The following is a 16,292-nucleotide window of genomic DNA, read 5'->3' on the forward strand; positions in this document are numbered from 1 at the left end:
GTCGTGTTCGGCACCGTCGTCTTCGCGATGTTCTCCGGCTTCCACTTCTGGTGGCCGAAGTTCACCGGCAAGATGCTCGACGAGCGCCTTGGCAAAATCACCTTCTGGACGCTGTTCATCGGCTTCCACGGCACCTTCCTCGTCCAGCACTGGCTCGGGGCGGGCGGAATGCTCCGCCGGGTCCCCGACTACCTGGCGGTGGAGGGCTTCACCACGCTCAACACCGTTTCGACGATCTTCTCCTTCCTGCTCGGCCTCTCGTTCCTGCCGTTCTTCTACAACATCTGGAAGACCGCCAAGTACGGCAAGAAGGTCGAGGTCGACGACCCGTGGGGGTACGGCCGCTCGCTGGAGTGGACGACCTCCTGCCCGCCGCCCCGGCACAACTTCGAGTCCCTGCCGCGCATCCGCTCGGAGTCCCCGGCCTTCGACCTGCACCACCCCGAGACCGCGGCGGCCGAGCAGCGGGCCCTGCGATGACGGCGATGGACGAGCACGCCGTGGACGTGCGGGACTTCATCAACGGGGTCGAAGGGCTTCTCCTCGTCGAGGCCGCCCGCGCCGACGGCCGCACTGCGGCGGAGCGCTTCACGCGGCGCCTGCCCTGGCTGACCGACACGCAACGCGCCGAGGTGGAACGGCTCTACACCGAGGACCACCTGTCGCTCACCCGGCACGGCTGGCAGCACATCGCCCGCCGCGGGCACGAACTGCGCGCCGAGTACGAGGAGACGTACCGCGTCCTGCGACGGCGCCTCCTCGCCCGGAACCTGCTCGGCCTCGCGCTCGCCCTGGCGCTGGTGGTCGTGGTGGCGGGCTGCGTCCTGTAGCGGCGCGGAAGGCCGCCGGAAGGCAAGCCCGGGACGGCGTGTCAGACGTCCGTCACATGCATGCGTTCGCCCTGCTGCCCGTAGATGGCGATGGTCTCGGCCGGCATGTCGTCCCGGGCGTTGCCGATCCAGTGCGGGGCCTCGGTGTCGAATTCCGCCGCCTCACCCGCCGCCAGTTCCGTCCGGGTGCCGGTCAGGACGAGTTGGACCGACCCGGAGAGCACGTAGAACCACTCCCGGCCGGGGTGCGTGTGGAACTGCGGGGGCGGGAGTTTCGACAGTGGCGGGTAGATCACCTTGTACGCCCGCATGCCGCCCGTCTTCACGCCCAGCGGCACGAACGTCAGGCCGCCCTTACGAAGGGGACGCAAGTGCACCCGCGGGTCGCCGGTGGCCGGTGCGGCGACGAGTTCGTCGATCGGCACGGCGTAGGCGCGCGCCAGCGGCAGGAGCTGCTCCAGGGTCGGGTGGACCAGCCCGCGTTCGAGCCGGGAGATGGTGCTCTGGGTCAGTCCTGTGCGCTCCGCCAGGTCGGCGAGGGTGAGACCGAGGGCCTTGCGGAAGCCGCGCAGCCTCGGGCCGACGTTCCGCAGTACCGCTTGGTCTTCCGTCACACACGGACACTTTCACGGGAGATCGACTCGGGGCCCGCTCTTTTGCAACCCTGCAAAAAGCCGCCCGGTTCCGCAAGGGCTCCCGTGAACATCGCACCATGAAACCGACCCGGACCAAGGAACGCCCTCTCCCCCGACGCCGGCTCCTGGGAGCCGGCGCACTGGCGCTCTCCCTCACCGTCGGCAGCGCCGTCGGATGGAACGCGCTCGACGGATCCGCCGCGGCGGCGCCCCCTCCTGCCACCGCCGCGACGACCGCCCCGGCCGCGTCGTACGACGCGGCGAGGAAGCACGGCGCGGAGTTCAACGCCACGTTCGAGCGCAAGTTCGCGAAGGTGCGCGGGGTGCGCATGCACTACGTCACGGGCGGCAGGGGTCCGGCACTGGTGCTGCTGCACGGCTGGCCGCAGACCTGGTTCGAGTGGCGGAAGGTGATGCCTGCTCTCGCGAAGCGGCACACCGTGTACGCGCTCCGCACCTACAGCCGCCCGGACGCGCTGCACGCCGGATTCGAGCTCTACCGGAGCCTGGACGAGGACGAGCGCGACAACACCGCGGCCACCCCGTCGGACACCCCCACGCTCCTCCTGACGGCGACGGGTTCACTCGCCGCCACCCGGCCGACCCTGACGCCGATGCCGCGCAGGGTCGTACGCGGAGTCGAGATTCCCGAGGCCGGGCACTGGCTCGCCGAGGAGAACCCGGAGGCCGTGACGCGCGAGATCCTCTCGTTCACCGCGAGGTGACGTAGTGACCGGCCGCCCGAACCCTCAATGGCTGGCCCTCGGCCGTATCAGATCGGCCCCGTGGGCCTTGGTGAAGTCCTCGAACGAGCGGGGCGCGTGTCCCGTCACGCGTTCCACCACCGGACTCGTCCGGTCCTCCGCACCCGCCGCGATCGCCTCGTCCAGGCCGGCAAGCTGTTCGGCGACGCCCACCGGCAGACCCTCCGCGACCAGCCGGCCCCGCATCGCCTCGCGGGAGACGGGCCGGTGCCGGACCGGCCGTCCCGTGACGCGGGAGAGCACCGCGGCGACCTCTGCGTAACTCAGCGCCTCGGGGCCGGTGATGAGGTGGGCCGTGTTGTGCGGGCGCTCGTCCGTCAGGGCCCGCACCCCGACCTCGGCGATGTCGTCGGCGTCGACGAAGGCGACACGGCCGTCGCCGGTGGCCGTCACGATCTCGCCGCTCGCGCGGACGCCGGCGGCGTGGGGGTGGTCGTCGGTGAAGTTCTGCATGAACCAGGAGGGCCGGAGCACCGCCCACTGCGGGAACCGCTCGCGGACCGCCCGGTACACCTCACCGAACCCGCCGTCCGCCTCCGCGATGGCCGAAGAACCGAGCAGCACCACCCGGTCGACTCCGGCACCGCGCGCCAGTTCCAGGAAGGGAAGCAGACGCGCGGCGGAGTCCGGTCCGGCGTCGGGCGCCGCGAGGTAGAGGCGGCGCACGCCGTCGAGGGCCGGGCCGTGGGTCGCGGTGTCGGCCCAGTCGAAGCGGGCCGCCTCAAGGCCGGGCCCGGGGGCCGGGTGACGGCTCGCCGTCCGGACGCGGTGACCCGCCGAGGCCAGCCGGGCGGCGACGCGGCGCCCGGTCTTGCCGGTGCCGCCGGTCACGAGAATCGTCTCGCCACTACGGGTCATGCCGCACCGCCCACGAACGGAGCGTCGGTGCCGCCGGCGATCTCCAGGGCGGTCAGCGGGTTCCAGTAGTCGCGATAGTGGGTGAACAGCCCGTCCTTGACGGTGACGACGACCACGTACGACATCTCGAAGTCCCGCCCCGTGCTCACCGAACGCCCCTCGGCGCGCTTCTCGACGATGACGATGTCGGGGTCCGCGGTCCGGTGGACTCGTACGTACGGGATGGCGGTCAGGTCGATGTGGTCCGGGTACGCCGCCATGTAGGCGCGGACGGCGGACTTGCCGTCCAGGCGGCGCGGGGCGCCGGGCGGGGCGAACGGGAATTCGCAGACCCCGTCCTCGGCCCAGAGGCCGACCCATCCTTCGATGTCCTTGGCGAGGAGCAGTTCGAGGCCTCGCCGGAAGACGGCCTCGGGCGTGCCGTCCTTCGTTGTCGCATGCGACATGGTGGTGCCCTTTCACAGCCATGGCCCGGCCCGCGCTACGATGCGGACCAGCGGTCCGCATCAACTATACGGACCGCTGGTCCGTTTACCTAGTGGAGCCACCATGCCCCCTCCTCCCCCGCGCAAGGAACGTGCCGACGCCCAACGCAACCGCGAGGCCGTACTGGCCGCCGCCGAGCGCCTGTTCATCGAGCGCGGGGACCCCGACCGCGTGTCCATGGACGACATCGCGGCCGCCGCGGGGGTCGGCAAGGGCACCCTCTTCCGCCGCTTCGGCGACCGCGTCGGCCTGGTCAAGGCACTCGTCGAGCAGCGCACCGAACAACTGCGGGCCGATGTCGTCTCCGGTCCCCCGCCCCTGGGCCCCGGGGCCCACGCCGACGAACGCGTCCTCGCCCTCCTGGACGCCCTACTCCATCTGAAACTGGCCGTCCGGCCACTCATGCTCGCCCTGGAGAGCGCGGGCAGCGGCAGCCCCTACGACAACGACACCTACGCCCTGTGGCACGCGGAACTCACCGCGCTGCTCACCGAGGTCCGCGGCGAGCAGGACGCGAGCTTCCTCGCGCACGCACTCCTCGCCGCCGTACGCAGCGACCTCATCGAGCACCTGCGCACGAACGGCACCCCGCCGCGGCAGATCCACGAGGGCGTGGCGGCGCTGGCCCGGGCGGCACTGCGGGGCGAAGCCACCTCGCCGGATTCCACCTCGCCGCCAACTTCATCCGGCCCGCGAGGCGATGCGGAGGAAACGCCCTAGCCTCTAGCCGGAGAACCTGAGCGACGCTCCCGGCGACGCGTTGCCGTACGCGTCCACGGCGCTCACGTGGGCCGCATAACGTGTGCCGCTCTTCGTGGACGGCAACGGGATGTCCAGGGAGCCGGGGCGCGGCATGAAGTAGTACTCGGCGAGGACCTTCGTCGAGAGCAGCTTCGCGCCCGTCCTCGTCTCCTCGATGTCGACGCGGTAGTGGTGCACCATCTGGTCGTCGCGGGCCTGCCGGATGCGGAGGGCGGCGCCCTTGCCGGTGCGGTCCGTCTTGATCAGGCCGAGGGGGTGGCGGTCGGTGAACCGGGGCGCGGTCGTGTTGCGCCGGGCATCCGTGTACGTGAAGCCGTCCTTGATCTGCTGCGGGCTGTTGCCCTTCAGGCGTACGGTCCACGTCGGTCCGGCGAGCGTGCCCGCGCTGGCGTACGGGGGCTGCCAGTTCGCCGACCACTGGCCTCCGGTGTAGATGTCGTGCCTGTCGGCGGCCATGTTGACGCGCGCGATCTCCGTGCGGTCGCGGTACACCTCGACGAACAGCGCCTGCGCGGTCGGCGCCTCGAAGCGGTCCGCCAGGCCCGTCTCCGTGACCGCCTGGTAGCCGTGGTCCATCTCGACGTACGACATCGATCCGTCGTTGACGGCGGTGAAGTCCCGCTGGTGGACGGAGCGTTCGTCGTTGATGTTCAGGTGCGAGTGGCCGGAGAAGTAGATGACCTGCGGGAAGTCCTTGAGATCCTCGGTGAGCCTCGGGTTCGACGCCTGCTGGCCGTCCATCGCGGTGCCGGGGGCGGGGCGGTGCCCCTGCACGAGGATGGGCGTGCGCGCGTTCGCCGGGTCCGCGGTGAGCTCGGCGAGCCGCTTCTTGAGCCATGTGCGCTGCGCGGTGCTCCCGTTGTACGTCTCCGTGTTCACGGTGAACACGTGCAGGCCGCTGACCGTCGACTCGTAGTAGCCGCCGCCCGAGTCGGGGAACCAGGGGCGGGGGTAGTGGGCGCGGATGTCGGCGAGGCTCGCGTCGTGGTTGCCGTTGGAGAGCAGGACCTGGGTGTCGTCCATGCGCTTGCGCTTCAGGTTGTCGCGGAAGATCTCGGAGACGATGCGGTGGTCGGCGCCGCGGCCGTCGCCATTGTCGTTGATCATGTCGCCGTTGGAGAGGATCGCGTCGGGCCGCGGGAACACCGACGCGATGGTGTCGAAGAAGCTCTCGTACTTCTTGTCGTTGTTCTCGTGGTCCCCGATGTGCACGTCGGACATGACGGCCAGGCGCGCGAGGGGCTTCTCCGCCGTCTTCACGAGGTAGCCGACGGATCTCGCGACGCTCGCCCGGCCGCCGCGGAAGGCGACGGCGGTGACGTTGGTGTCCCCGCTGATGCGGAGCGGGCGGCCCGGCACGAAGAGGCGGCTCGCGCGCGTGGGCGTCGTACCGTCCAGCGTGTAGCGGATCGTGGTGCCGCGCTCGGCCCGCAGCGTGAGGGAGACGGGGCGCTCGTAACGGCCGCCGGCGCTGCTGAAGGCCGGGGCGTCGGGGGCGGTGTGCGGGGTGTGCGGGGTGTGCGCGGTGCGGGTCGGCGCCTCCGCCGTCGGGGCGGATGCCTGGGCGGCGGCCGGGAGCAGCATCGCCAGGGACGCGGTGGCGGCGACGAAGGGGATGCGTTGCACGAAGGGGGCGCGGGTCGCGCCGGCTGTACGTCTGACGAAGGAAGTGCGTCTCACGGGGGTCCTTGCCTCTGGCCGGGCTTGCGGGGCGTGCCGCCCGGCGGGGAACTCCCGCGACGCTAGAGCGCGTTGGTGAGGTGTCGAGGCCAGACCAGTTACCGGCCGGTGACCCGATCATGAACCGCTGCCCCTTCTTCCGCCCCCGGGGTTGCGGCGGCTTGGGCTCGCCCTCCCGTTTACAGACGCGTCTTCCGCTCGTGGGCCTTGAGCCCACGGAGTGTCCAGAGTCCGTACAGAGCCAGCAGGGGTTTGGCGGCCATCCACTCGCCAGGTCGGTAGTCAGCCGCGCGCACGAGCTTCTCAGCCAGATCAGGGCGCTGGCGCCGCAAGTACGCGCGGGCCTTGAGCGCGTGTGCCGGTTGGGAGGCGATTTTGATGCGATCGACGTCCTCAAGCAAGGGGATCACGTTCGTGACGTTCTCCCATGTCGTCGCACTTTGGTCTTCGAGGAGAACGGTGCCGTCGAACTCCAGTGCCGACTTCGCGTAGTCAGCCATCAGCTGGGCTTCCGCAGCACAGCTGCTGGTCCCACCACCGCTGAAGATCACGCGAGTGACTCGCGCGTTGTCAGCGGCGATGGAGCGGATGCCAGCACGGACACGCCAGCGGTTGATGAAGTTCACCGTCGGTTGGGGATTCCGGTAACCCAACACGACCACAGCTTCGGACGCGCCCCCGCTGCCCCCTACCAGCGCGCGAGACCAGCGCCAGTTCAGCCACTCGCCCCAGGCCAGAGCCACAGCCCCAGCCATCGCCAGTCCTGTCCTTCGTCGCATGCGGCGACCCTAACGTTCGCGCACCGCCAGGTGTTCAGTTCGGACGTGCGGCCCACGACCGTAGCTTGTGACCTTGGACGGCCGTCCGCATCCGGATACGTAGTTGATCCCCCGTGGGCGGACGGGCAGACTCCCGGCCGTGACCGGAGCTGCGCGTGACCTCGTCCTTGAGCACTTCCGATGGGTGGGCGGGCATGCCGATGTCTGGTCCGTCTTCCGCGATGCCAGAGCCTTTGCCGCCGTCGTGGCAGGTCTGGTCGAGCCGTTCCGGGAGGCGCAAGTCACCGCCGTTTGTGGCATTGAATCGCGCGGCTTCCTGCTCGGCGGTGCTGCCGCTGTCGAGTTGGGGGTCGGTTTCGTGGCGGTTCGTAAGGGACAGGGCCTGTTTCCCGGTGACAAGGTCGAACGCCGAAGCACGCCGGACTATCGGGGTCACGAGCATCGCCTTCGGCTTCAGCGGTCCTCCTTGGGGCGGAGTGACAAGGTGCTGCTGGTCGACGACTGGATCGAGACCGGCAGCCAGGCCACCGCGGTCAGGGACATGGTCTCGGAGTGCGGGGGCGACTGGGCCGGCTGCAGCGTCATCATCGACCAGCTCGGTGAGGATCAGGCACGCGAGCTGGGCCCGGTTCGAGCGCTGCTGCGCTTCGAGGATCTCCCTGCCTCTCGCACTCATGAGTAGCCGGGACGCGTCATCCGGAGCCGCCGGGGGGCGCTGGCCGCCGCCCGTTCACGGTCACTGGTCCTCGAGATGCGCAGGTTGAAGGAACCCCGTTGGTTGTGACGGGGCCCTTCGTCGTGCGTGGCGTCTCGAAGGTGGGGTCACCGTACGCGCGGTGGTTTCCGGGGCGGAGGGATGGCCGGCAGGATCTCCCACAGGGGCCGTCGGCCGCGGGCCCACTGTTGGAGCAGGTGCCGGTCGACCACGTGCAGACTCTGCTGCCGGGCGAAGTGCCGGGCAGGCTGCGAGATCTTGCCGTTGGTCACCATCACGACGACGTCGCCGCCATGTACGGGCCGGCCGGTGCCGTTGAGCGTCTGCAGTTCCGGAGTGCCGACGGCCGCGCCATCGAGTCCTTTCCTGCGATGCTTGCACTGAAGCACCCAGTACCGGCCGTGGGGGTCGTGGCCCTTCACGTCGGCGCCCAGGTCTCCCCGGCCTCCGCAGCGCAGGGCGTCGCGTGATCCGTCCCGGGCGAGCAGATCGCGCACGGCGACCTCGAAAGCGGTGTGGTGCATCGCGTCCAGCTGGGCGAGCGAGTACGTCAGGCCCTCGACCCTCAACCGCGCGGACCGCACCTGGTCCACCTGCCGGTAGATCCAGGCCGCGAGCACGAGCAGGGCCAGGAAACCGAGGACGACCAGCACCCACCAGTGCGCCCACACCCACTGCCCTGCTTTCACCAGCACCAATCCGACGACGACGAGCACGCCAAGCGCGGCGAGCAGGTCCTCGTCGCTCTTGCGCCGACGTCGGCGCGGGCTCACCGGAGCACCTCCGCCCGCACGGCACGCCGCGCCTGGTGCACATCCTGTCCGGCGTGCACGGTTCCGTCGTAACCCCTGTTCCCACGCACAGGCCCCCCTCGTCCGCAACTTCCCGCCGCTTTCATGAGAGCACCCGGCACTGACAGCGACCCCGGCGTGGAGAGCACCGACCGGAAATCGCTGCGCGAACCCCAATGGCATTACGTCATGGACCAGTTGGCTGCCCGGCGTTGTCAGTGGGCGCCGCTACCGTTGTGAGTTACGCCGGGAAACCCCGGCCCCGCCCGGGCTCCTGCCCCCTCATCTCTCAGGACCGCCCATGACCTACGTCCGTCCCCATCGCCGCCGCGACGGCACCTTCGTCAAAGGCCACAACCGCCGCAACCGGCCGCGCGCCGCGCAGTCGTACGCGGCACCCCGACGCGCCACTCCCCGCCGCGCTCCCGCGCAGCGGCCGACCCGCACCGGACCGACCACCTACGTCGCCCCCTACTCCCGCGCCGACGGCACCCGCGTGCGCGGTCACCACCGGTCGATATCCCCCCGCACCGCCGTCGCCGCAGCGGGTGCTGGGAGCGGATTCCTCGTCCTGATCGTGGTCCTGTTTACCCTTGTCAGCGGGTCAGGCGAGAGCAAGGCACCCGCCGACACGACGCCGTCGCACTCCCCCGTGGTCCCGGCGAGCCAGCACCGGTAGGCCCCGACGCGCACAATGGAGGGACTGATCAGCGGTGGGACCGGAGGTCGGGCCGGTGGCGGGTGGCGTGGATGGAACCGAGCAGGTTGAGGGAGTGGGCGCTGGGGCTGCCTGGTTCGGCGTGGTAGATGACGAGCTGCTGGCCGGGGGCGTCGCGTACGTCGAAAGCCTGGTAGGTGAGGGTGAGGGGGCCGACGTCCGGGTGGAGGAGGTGTTTGGCGTCCTGGGTCTTGCCGCGCACGGTGTGGGCGTTCCACAGACGGGTGAAGTCCGCGCTGTGTTCGGTGAGGGTGCGGACCAGCTCGCGCAGCCGTGGGTGGTCCGGGTCGAATCCGGTCGCCTCGCGAAGGTTGGCGACGGTGGCCTGGGCTGCCCGGTCCCAGTCCGTGTAGAAGTTGCGGCCCGCGGGATCGAGGAAGGTCATGCGGGCCAAGTTGTCCGCGGGCTCGAACGGGGCGTAGAGGGCATCGGCCAGAGCGTTGACGGCGAGGAGGTCCAGGGTCCGGCTCATGACGAACGCCGGAGTGTTGGGGTAGCCGTCCATCAGCTGTCGCAGCGCCGGGCTCACCTGCTCGACGGCATGGACGGAGGGCCGGTCGTTCGGCGCGGCCCCGGCCAGTCGGTACAGGTGCGCGCGGGCGTCCGTGTCGAGGCGCAGTGCGCGGCTCAGTGCGTCGACCACCTGGGGTGAGGGGTTGCGCTCGCGGCCCTGTTCCAGGCGGGTGTAGTAGTCGACGTTGACTCCGGCCAGGACGGCGACCTCCTCGCGGCGCAGTCCGGCGACTCTGCGGACCCCGTGACTCGCCATGCCGACGTCTTCCGGCCGCAGACCGTCGCGGCGTATGCGCAGAAAGTCTCCCAAGTGGTTGTCGTCCATGTGAGCAGGCTAGGCGAACGTTCGGTGTGCAGCCTGGGTGTGCCATGCCCAGGCAGCACGCGTCCTGGTTGATGGCCGGTGGCCTGCCCAGACTCGGTGGGGCGGGAAGGGCCGGGTCCGTGGCCGCCCTGGTACCGGGGCTACCAGGACGTCCCGGAAGTCCCGGCCCAACAGTCACTCGACAGCAACGAGGATCAAGGACCACATCAAATGACAGGACAACGACTTGACGGCAAGGTCGCGCTGATCACCGGCGCGACTGGCGGCCTCGGCACAGCGACCGCCGAGCTCTTCGCCCGCGAAGGCGCCCGGCTGGTGATCACCGATGTCGCCGAGGGGCCCCTGCGGGAGCTGTCCCACCGGCTGGAGGCACGCGGTGCGGAGGTCGTCGCCGCCCGGCTCGATGTCTCCTCCGCGCTAAAGTGGGACGAAGTGATCACCGTCGTACGCGACCGGTTCGCCACGCTGGACGTGCTGGTGAACCTCGCCGGCATCCTGGACTGGCCGGGTATCGAGGACACTCGGGAAGAGGCGTGGGACCGCGTCATTGACGTGAACCAGAAAGGCACCTGGCTCGGCATGAAGGCGGCGATGCCGCTCCTGCGGGCGAGCGGCAACGCCTCGGTGATCAATACGTCATCCGTACTCGGCCTGGTGGGAAGCGGTGCGGCCGCGGCCTACCAGGCATCCAAGGGGGCCGTGCGCCTGTTGAGCAAGACCGCCGCGGTCGAGTACGCCCGGCAGGGAGTACGGATCAACTCGGTGCATCCAGGGGTGATCGCCACACCGATGATCCAGGACCTCCTGGACGACCAGGGTGACCAGCAGCCGGACATCCGGCGCACACCCATGCGCCGGGCCGGCCGCGCCGACGAGGTCGCCCCCGCCATCCTCTTCCTGGCCTGCGACGACTCCTCGTTCGTCACCGGCACGGAGTTGGTGGTCGACGGCGGGCTCACCGCGCACTGAACAACCCGGCCGTACGACGTCCACGTGTGGCACACCGCCGGGGCGCCGCAGGACAACGGTCCCGCGGCGCCCCGGCGTGCGCGTCAACGCGTCAGCACCTGAGTACCTGAGTACCTGAGCACGTCACCAGATCCGTACGCGCTCCGCGGGGTCGAGCCAGAGACCGTCGCCCTCCACCGTGCCGAACGCCTCGTGGAACTCGTCGAGGTTGCGGACGATGTTGGCGCGGAACTCCGGGGGCGAGTGCGGGTCGATGGTCAGGTACTGCTGCTCTTGCTCCTTGCGGCGCATGGTGCGCCAGCAGTACGCCCAGTTCATGAAGAGCCGCTGCGAGCCGGTCAGTCCGTCGTTCTCGGGCATCGGCGCCCCGTCGAGCGAGATGAGGTACGCGGTGTGCCCGATGGTCAGGCCGCCCAGGTCGCCGATGTTCTCGCCGACGGTCAGCGAGCCGTTGACGAACTCACCGGGGAGGTTGCGGGGCGAGAACGCGTCGTACTGCTTGATGAGCGCCTTCGACTTCGCCTCGAAGGCGGTCTTGTCGGCGGCGGTCCACCAGTCGTTGAGGTTGCCCGCACCGTCGTACTGGGCGCCCTGGTCGTCGAAGCCGTGGCCGATCTCGTGGCCGATGACCGCGCCGATGCCACCGTAGTTCTCCGCCGGGTCGGCGTCGGGCGAGAAGAACGGCTTCTGCAGGATGCCCGCGGGGAAGCAGATCTCGTTGGTGCCCGGGTTGTAGTACGCGTTGACGGTCTGCGGCAGCATGAACCACTCGTCGCGGTCGACCGGCGAGCCGATCTTGGCGAGTTCGCGGTCGGACTCGAACGCGGCCGCCGCCTGGGCGTTGGCGAGCAGGTCGTCGGCCGAGACCTCAAGGGCCGAGTAGTCGCGGAAGGTGTCGGGGTAGCCGATCTTGGGACGGAACGTGGCGAGCTTCTCGTACGCCCGTTCCTTCGTGTCGTCGGTCATCCAGTCCAGGCGGGCGATCGACTGCCGGTACGCCTCGAGCAGGTTGGCCACGAGGTCGTCCATCATCGCCTTGGACGACGGCGGGAAGTGCCGGGCGACGTACTCCTTGCCGACGGCCTCTCCCATGGCTCCCTCGACGAGGGCGACGGCGCGCTTCCAGCGGGCGCGCAGTTCCGGGGTGCCGTTGAGGGTGCGGCCGTAGAACTCGAAGTTGTTGCGCACGAACTCGTCCGGCAGGTACGGCGCGCAGGCGCGCAGCACGCGCGTCATGGCCCAGTCCCGCCACTGCTCGACCGGCGTCTCGGCGAGGACCGTGGAGAGGTGGGTGAGGTAGGACGGCTGGCGGACGCAGGTCTCGGCGATGGTGGCGTCGGAGCCGCCGAGCCCGGTGACGTAGCCGCGCCAGTCGAACTCCGGCGCGAGCGCGGTCAGTTCGTCCAGCGTGGTGAGGTTGTACGTCTTCAGCACGTCGCGGGTCTCGGCCCGCTCCCAGTGCCCCTGCGCGAGCCTGGTCTCCAGGTCGAGGACGGTCCGCGCGGCGCCCGCCGGGTCCGCGTGCTTGCCGAGGGTGAGGAGTTCGGTGAGGTGGGCGAGGTACTTCTCGCGGATCTCGGCGAACTTCTCCTCGCGGTAGTACGACTCGTCGGGCAGACCGAGTCCGCCCTGGAGGATGTTGAAGAGGTAGCGGTCGGAATCGCGGTCGTCCGAGTCGATGTACGAGCCGAAGAGACCGGAACCGCCGATCCGCTCGAAACGGCCGAGGAAGGACGCCAGCTCCCGGGTGTCCCGCAGGGCCGCGACCTCGTCGATCAGGGGCTGGGCCGGGGCGAGGCCACGGGCGGCGATGGTCTCCTCGTCCATGAAGGAGGCGTACAGGGCGGCGATCTTGCGGGCGTCCTCGGAGGTCGCGCCGGGGTCGGCCGACGCCTTCTCCGCCAGCTCCTGGATGATCGTCTTGACCTGCTGCTCCGCGGTGTCGGCCAGCTGCACGAAGGGGCCCCAGCTGGAGCGGTCCTCGGGAATCTTCTCGGTGTCCAGCCAGGCGCCGTTGACGTGTCCGAAGAGGTCGTCCTGCGGCCGGATCTCGTGGTTCATGCCCGGGCGGGCGTCATCCAGAATGCTCATCCGGGCAGCCTATGCGAGCGGTCGCCCCGACCGTGGGCGGGTGGGGCCCCGGCTCCTCACCGCTTCGCCCCGGGGCTCCGGGGCACGCCTCCGGCGGCGCCGTCGGCAGCGTCTCAACTCGCGTACAAAACATCCCAATAGGAGCGATAAGGTGTTGCGTCAACCTTCGTACGCCCGTGACACCCAGGAGAACTCCCGTGACCGTAGCCTTCTCCCCGTCCGAGGACGCCACCATCTCTGAGGATGCCAGTGTCCTGGAGGAGACCGCCGCCCCCGAGGGAGCCTTCTGGTCCGCGGAGCCCACCGAGCCGCCGGAGCCCAGTGCCCCTTCCTCTTCGGAAGCCGGCGCCGACGGAGAGGCCGACGCCCCGGCCGCCGACGCTGCGGCCCTGGTCATCGAGGACGCCCGTGACTTCGGGGCCTACGCGCGCACCGGAGGCTGGACCTTCGGCCTCAAGGTCGCCCGCAGCGTGCGGCCCGGCGGGCAGAGCGCAGGCGAGACGCCGAAGGTCTCGGCCAAGGAGTTCGCCGAGCTGGCCGGCTGTTCGGCCGAGCGCGTCATGCGCTACTACAAGGCCTGGGACAAGGCCGCGGACGACGGAATGGTGCCCCACTTCGAGGCGCTCTCCCCCGGCATGGACGTCGAGCTCCCGGACGCCGACGTCTGGCTGTCGTACTACACCGCCCGCTCCAGCGCCCACACCCCGCGCGGCGAGGCGATCACGGAGGCGGCCGAGGCGGAGGGCATCCGGCCCACCAAGGCCCTGGAGGTCGCGGAGAACCCCACCGCGCTGCGTGCCGCGATCCTCGCCGACCCCGGCACCGCCGAAGCGGCCCGCAAGGCCCTGATGGACCGCCTGGACGAGGACCCGGCGCTGCGCACCGGACTGGTCCGTGACATCGTCCGCGCCGACGACCTCAAGAAGGCCGTGGCGGCCGAGGCGAAGGCGGGCGACCGGGTCGACTACGTCCGCCAGATCGTGGAGAAGGGCCAGGTCAAAACGCCTGCCGGGCAGATGATCGACGCACCGGCCGAGCTGCGCGAGGAGGCTGAGCGCCATCTCTCCCTCATCGACGAGCTGGAGGACGGCGAGGACTCCGGCGAGTGGGCGCGCGAGGCGTACGACACGGTGCGCGACATGGTCGCGCAGACCGTGCAGAGCGACCCGGACCTGCGGGTGCAGGAGCGGCGCGCGAAGTTCTACAGCAGCCTGCAGAAGGCCACGAAGGTGTTCGAGGAGCTGACGTTCGACGACGTGGACGACATCGACGACATCTACGAGGACGACATGGTGCGGCGGCTCGAAGACCTCCAGCAGGCCATCGGCGCGTGCCTGTCCGCTCTCAGGGCGGCGACCGCTCAGCAGGAGCAGAGCTCTTCCTGACGGTTTCCGCCCTCGTCGGCCCGGACCCGTCCCGGACCCGTCCCGTACGTCCCGAGGGTGATCACGCTCGCGCCCGTAGCACTCGAGTCGTACGCGATGACCCGTACGGGGACGGATTCGCCGGCCCGCCCCCGGCTCGTAGCTTCTTGATCACGTCACGTCGATGAACGATCGAGAGGCCTCGGATCCATGCACGTCAAGGCATTCGCCCCGGAGTACCAGGGCGAGCTGCGCTCGGAGCTGACCGTCAACTCCTCCTACGAGGACGTCCGCGCCACGGCCGGCCGCGCGCTCGCCCGGGCGGACGGCCCGGTGGAGCGGGCGCGGGCCGCCCTCGCGCTCGCCGAGGCCAGCCGGCGGCTCGGCCGGGTCGACGACGCGGGCGCCGCCTGGCGGCAGAGCTACCGCAGCGCCCGTGCCACCGGGGACCGCGGGGCCATGGCCTGGGCACTGTGGAGCGGCGGCACCCTCGCGCGCCAGTGCGGGGCGCTGCCGCTCGCCCGCAGGCTGCTCACGCTCTCCGTGGAGCTGGCGTCGGGCAGCGGCGACGCCCTCGCGCACGGTTACGCGCTCGCGGGCCTCGCCGAGACGGGACGCATACAGGGCGATTACGCGGCCGTCGCCGCGCTCCACGAGGAGTTGCTCGAACAGGGGCGGGCGCGCGGCGAGGCGCGGCACATGGTCTGGGCGATGACGGGGATCGCGCAGATGCACCGCAACTCCGGTCAGCACGAGAAGGCGCTCGAGCTCTTCGAGGAGTCGATACGGATCTCCACCGAGGCGGACGACGCGCGGGGGCGCGCCTGGTCGCTGCGGGGCGTGGCCGACGTGCTGTCGCTCCGGGGCGAGCCGGACCGGGCGCTGGCGCTGCTGTCCGAGGCCGAGGCGGTGTGCCGGTCCATGGATCTGGCGAGCGCGCTCGCCTACAACCACAAGATGCGGGGCAACGTCCTGTACCGCGCGGGGCGTTATGCGGAAGCGGCAAAAACGTACGCCGTCGCCCTCGAAGAGTTCGACACGATGCGCGAACCGCGCGGTTCCGCGCTGTCCCGGCTCGGCCTGGCCAAGTGCCGGGCGCGGCTCGGGCGCGACCGGCAGGCGACGCTGGCCGAACTGGCCGTACTGGAGGCCGACTTCGGCCGCATGGGGCTGCGGCACGCCCGTGACATGGTCGTCGCCTTCCGGGCCGAGACGGCGGCCGCCGTCAACCTTTGAGCGTGATGCGGATTCCCACCGTGCCCGACAGGCCGCGGCGGATCCTGCTGCCGGACAGGGTGAGGAAGCCGACGACGCCGTACTTGTGCAGGATGCGGGTCCGGTAGCGGGCGGTGACGTCCGGGGCGCAGATCTCGGCGGTGGCGGGCACCTGTTCGCCCGTGGGGTTGCCCCGCCGGTCGCACGGGCCGACCATGACGTCCGCGCGCCTGCGGATCCGCTTCACCTTCCAGGAGTCCCGGGGCGTCCAGACGCCGAGCGCGTCCTCGTCCTCGACGACCCAGACGGGGGTCGGCACCGGCGTGCCGTCCTTCTTATAGCTGCTGACCAGCAGGTACTTTCCGGCGCTGAGCTGCGTCAGCAGGGTGTCGGCCATGCCGCGAGTCTAGAGGGCCGGGCCCAATGCTCCCGCTCTGCCGCGCTCGCGGCTGCGCATCGGCGAGGTGGCCGCCCACCTGGGCGTGCGCGCCTCGGCCCTGCGGGTCTGGGAGAGCGCCGGACTTCTGACACCGTCACGGGCCCCGGGCACGCACTACCGCTCGTACCTCCCCACGGACGTCCGCGACGCCCGCGTCGTCCATCCGCTCCGCCAGAGCCACTACCTTCTGCCGCAGATCCGCCCGATCCTCGACGAGCTGCGCCGCAGCGGTGGCGTCGGCGCGCTCCGCTCGGCCCTGGCCCAGCGCGGGGCGGCGCTGGGCGGGCGGGCACGTTCCATGCTGGAGGGCGCGGCCCACCTGCACCGCTACCTCACGGAGTGGTAGCGGTCGGTTCGC

At 70.5% G+C, this 16,292-nt stretch carries 19 protein-coding genes; 10 read left to right on the plus strand and 9 right to left on the minus strand.

What is annotated here, in order from left to right; genetic code table 11:
* Together ACFVYR_RS33585 and ACFVYR_RS33590 are read left to right on the plus strand one after the other, a co-directional pair.
* Positions 1-480: cbb3-type cytochrome c oxidase subunit I (locus ACFVYR_RS33585; RefSeq protein ID WP_389613516.1), on the plus strand; the 480-nt coding region annotated here is incomplete at its 5' end.
* Between the two features lie 5 nt (positions 481-485).
* A complete protein-coding gene (locus ACFVYR_RS33590) occupies positions 486-830 on the plus strand; it encodes a hypothetical protein (protein ID WP_384259861.1) in 345 nt (114 codons plus the stop codon).
* Positions 831-871: 41 nt separating this feature from the next.
* On the opposite strand, the gene ACFVYR_RS33595 is transcribed toward ACFVYR_RS33590, so the two are convergent.
* Entirely contained in the window at positions 872-1,444 is a 573-nt protein-coding gene (locus ACFVYR_RS33595; RefSeq protein WP_384259859.1) for a helix-turn-helix domain-containing protein, read from the minus strand.
* 98 nt (positions 1,445-1,542) lie between these two features.
* Here ACFVYR_RS33595 and ACFVYR_RS33600 point away from each other — a divergent pair, with 98 nt between their 5' ends.
* On the plus strand, positions 1,543-2,190 hold the full coding sequence (locus ACFVYR_RS33600) for an alpha/beta fold hydrolase (protein ID WP_384259856.1): 648 nt from the start codon (positions 1,543-1,545) through the stop codon (positions 2,188-2,190).
* A gap of 24 nt (positions 2,191-2,214) precedes the next feature.
* Here ACFVYR_RS33600 and ACFVYR_RS33605 read toward each other — a convergent pair whose 3' ends face one another.
* Both ACFVYR_RS33605 and ACFVYR_RS33610 read right to left on the minus strand, forming a co-directional pair.
* Positions 2,215-3,087: an NmrA family NAD(P)-binding protein gene (locus ACFVYR_RS33605; protein ID WP_384259854.1), complete on the minus strand. Its 873-nt coding sequence runs from the start codon at positions 3,085-3,087 to the stop codon at positions 2,215-2,217.
* Positions 3,084-3,533, minus strand: coding sequence for a nuclear transport factor 2 family protein (locus tag ACFVYR_RS33610; protein WP_384259852.1), 450 nt, complete (start codon positions 3,531-3,533; stop codon positions 3,084-3,086). Before ACFVYR_RS33610 ends, ACFVYR_RS33605 begins: the two co-directional genes overlap by 4 nt.
* Before the next feature lie 103 nt (positions 3,534-3,636).
* Between ACFVYR_RS33610 and ACFVYR_RS33615 the strand changes: the two genes are divergently transcribed.
* Positions 3,637-4,293, plus strand: coding sequence for a TetR/AcrR family transcriptional regulator (locus tag ACFVYR_RS33615; protein WP_384259849.1), 657 nt, complete (start codon positions 3,637-3,639; stop codon positions 4,291-4,293).
* 3 nt (positions 4,294-4,296) lie between these two features.
* Here ACFVYR_RS33615 and ACFVYR_RS33620 read toward each other — a convergent pair whose 3' ends face one another.
* Both ACFVYR_RS33620 and ACFVYR_RS33625 read right to left on the minus strand, forming a co-directional pair.
* A complete protein-coding gene (locus ACFVYR_RS33620) occupies positions 4,297-6,015 on the minus strand; it encodes a metallophosphoesterase (RefSeq protein WP_384259847.1) in 1,719 nt (572 codons plus the stop codon).
* A gap of 179 nt (positions 6,016-6,194) precedes the next feature.
* The gene (locus ACFVYR_RS33625) at positions 6,195-6,794 is read right to left on the minus strand and encodes a YdcF family protein (RefSeq protein WP_384259844.1); all 600 of its coding nucleotides are present in this window, start codon (positions 6,792-6,794) and stop codon (positions 6,195-6,197) included.
* 139 nt (positions 6,795-6,933) lie between these two features.
* On the opposite strand from ACFVYR_RS33625, the gene ACFVYR_RS33630 reads away from it, so the two are divergent.
* Complete coding sequence (locus ACFVYR_RS33630; protein ID WP_384259842.1) at positions 6,934-7,476, plus strand: phosphoribosyltransferase family protein; 543 nt, start codon at positions 6,934-6,936, stop codon at positions 7,474-7,476.
* Positions 7,477-7,616: 140 nt separating this feature from the next.
* Here ACFVYR_RS33630 and ACFVYR_RS33635 read toward each other — a convergent pair whose 3' ends face one another.
* Positions 7,617-8,282: a restriction endonuclease gene (locus ACFVYR_RS33635; RefSeq protein WP_384259840.1), complete on the minus strand. Its 666-nt coding sequence runs from the start codon at positions 8,280-8,282 to the stop codon at positions 7,617-7,619.
* 319 nt (positions 8,283-8,601) lie between these two features.
* Here ACFVYR_RS33635 and ACFVYR_RS33640 point away from each other — a divergent pair, with 319 nt between their 5' ends.
* Positions 8,602-8,979 (plus strand): hypothetical protein, encoded by a 378-nt coding sequence (locus tag ACFVYR_RS33640; protein ID WP_384259838.1) that lies wholly within the window; start codon positions 8,602-8,604, stop codon positions 8,977-8,979.
* A 28-nt stretch (positions 8,980-9,007) separates the two neighbouring features.
* Here the strand turns inward: ACFVYR_RS33640 and ACFVYR_RS33645 are convergent, their stop codons facing one another.
* Positions 9,008-9,856, minus strand: coding sequence for a helix-turn-helix transcriptional regulator (locus ACFVYR_RS33645; protein ID WP_384259835.1), 849 nt, complete (start codon positions 9,854-9,856; stop codon positions 9,008-9,010).
* Positions 9,857-10,066: 210 nt separating this feature from the next.
* Here ACFVYR_RS33645 and ACFVYR_RS33650 point away from each other — a divergent pair, with 210 nt between their 5' ends.
* The gene (locus ACFVYR_RS33650) at positions 10,067-10,825 is read left to right on the plus strand and encodes an SDR family NAD(P)-dependent oxidoreductase (protein WP_384259833.1); all 759 of its coding nucleotides are present in this window, start codon (positions 10,067-10,069) and stop codon (positions 10,823-10,825) included.
* Between the two features lie 123 nt (positions 10,826-10,948).
* Here ACFVYR_RS33650 and ACFVYR_RS33655 read toward each other — a convergent pair whose 3' ends face one another.
* Positions 10,949-12,916: a M13 family metallopeptidase gene (locus ACFVYR_RS33655; RefSeq protein ID WP_384259831.1), complete on the minus strand. Its 1,968-nt coding sequence runs from the start codon at positions 12,914-12,916 to the stop codon at positions 10,949-10,951.
* A 197-nt stretch (positions 12,917-13,113) separates the two neighbouring features.
* On the opposite strand from ACFVYR_RS33655, the gene ACFVYR_RS33660 reads away from it, so the two are divergent.
* Together ACFVYR_RS33660 and ACFVYR_RS33665 are read left to right on the plus strand one after the other, a co-directional pair.
* Positions 13,114-14,301, plus strand: coding sequence for a hypothetical protein (locus ACFVYR_RS33660; RefSeq protein ID WP_384259828.1), 1,188 nt, complete (start codon positions 13,114-13,116; stop codon positions 14,299-14,301).
* Positions 14,302-14,490: 189 nt separating this feature from the next.
* Entirely contained in the window at positions 14,491-15,516 is a 1,026-nt protein-coding gene (locus ACFVYR_RS33665) for a tetratricopeptide repeat protein (RefSeq protein ID WP_384259826.1), read from the plus strand.
* On the opposite strand, the gene ACFVYR_RS33670 is transcribed toward ACFVYR_RS33665, so the two are convergent.
* Positions 15,506-15,892 carry a PPOX class F420-dependent oxidoreductase gene (locus ACFVYR_RS33670; protein WP_384259824.1) on the minus strand — a complete coding sequence of 129 codons (387 nt, stop codon included), beginning with the start codon at positions 15,890-15,892 and terminating at the stop codon, positions 15,506-15,508. The two genes, ACFVYR_RS33665 and ACFVYR_RS33670, sit on opposite strands and share 11 nt — an antisense overlap.
* 67 nt (positions 15,893-15,959) lie before the next feature.
* Between ACFVYR_RS33670 and ACFVYR_RS33675 the strand changes: the two genes are divergently transcribed.
* Complete coding sequence (locus tag ACFVYR_RS33675; RefSeq protein ID WP_384259822.1) at positions 15,960-16,280, plus strand: MerR family transcriptional regulator; 321 nt, start codon at positions 15,960-15,962, stop codon at positions 16,278-16,280.
* Positions 16,281-16,292: the final 12 nt, after the last annotated feature.

The organism is Streptomyces sp. NPDC058284, assembly GCF_042881135.1.
Classification (GTDB): Bacteria; Actinomycetota; Actinomycetes; order Streptomycetales; family Streptomycetaceae; genus Streptomyces.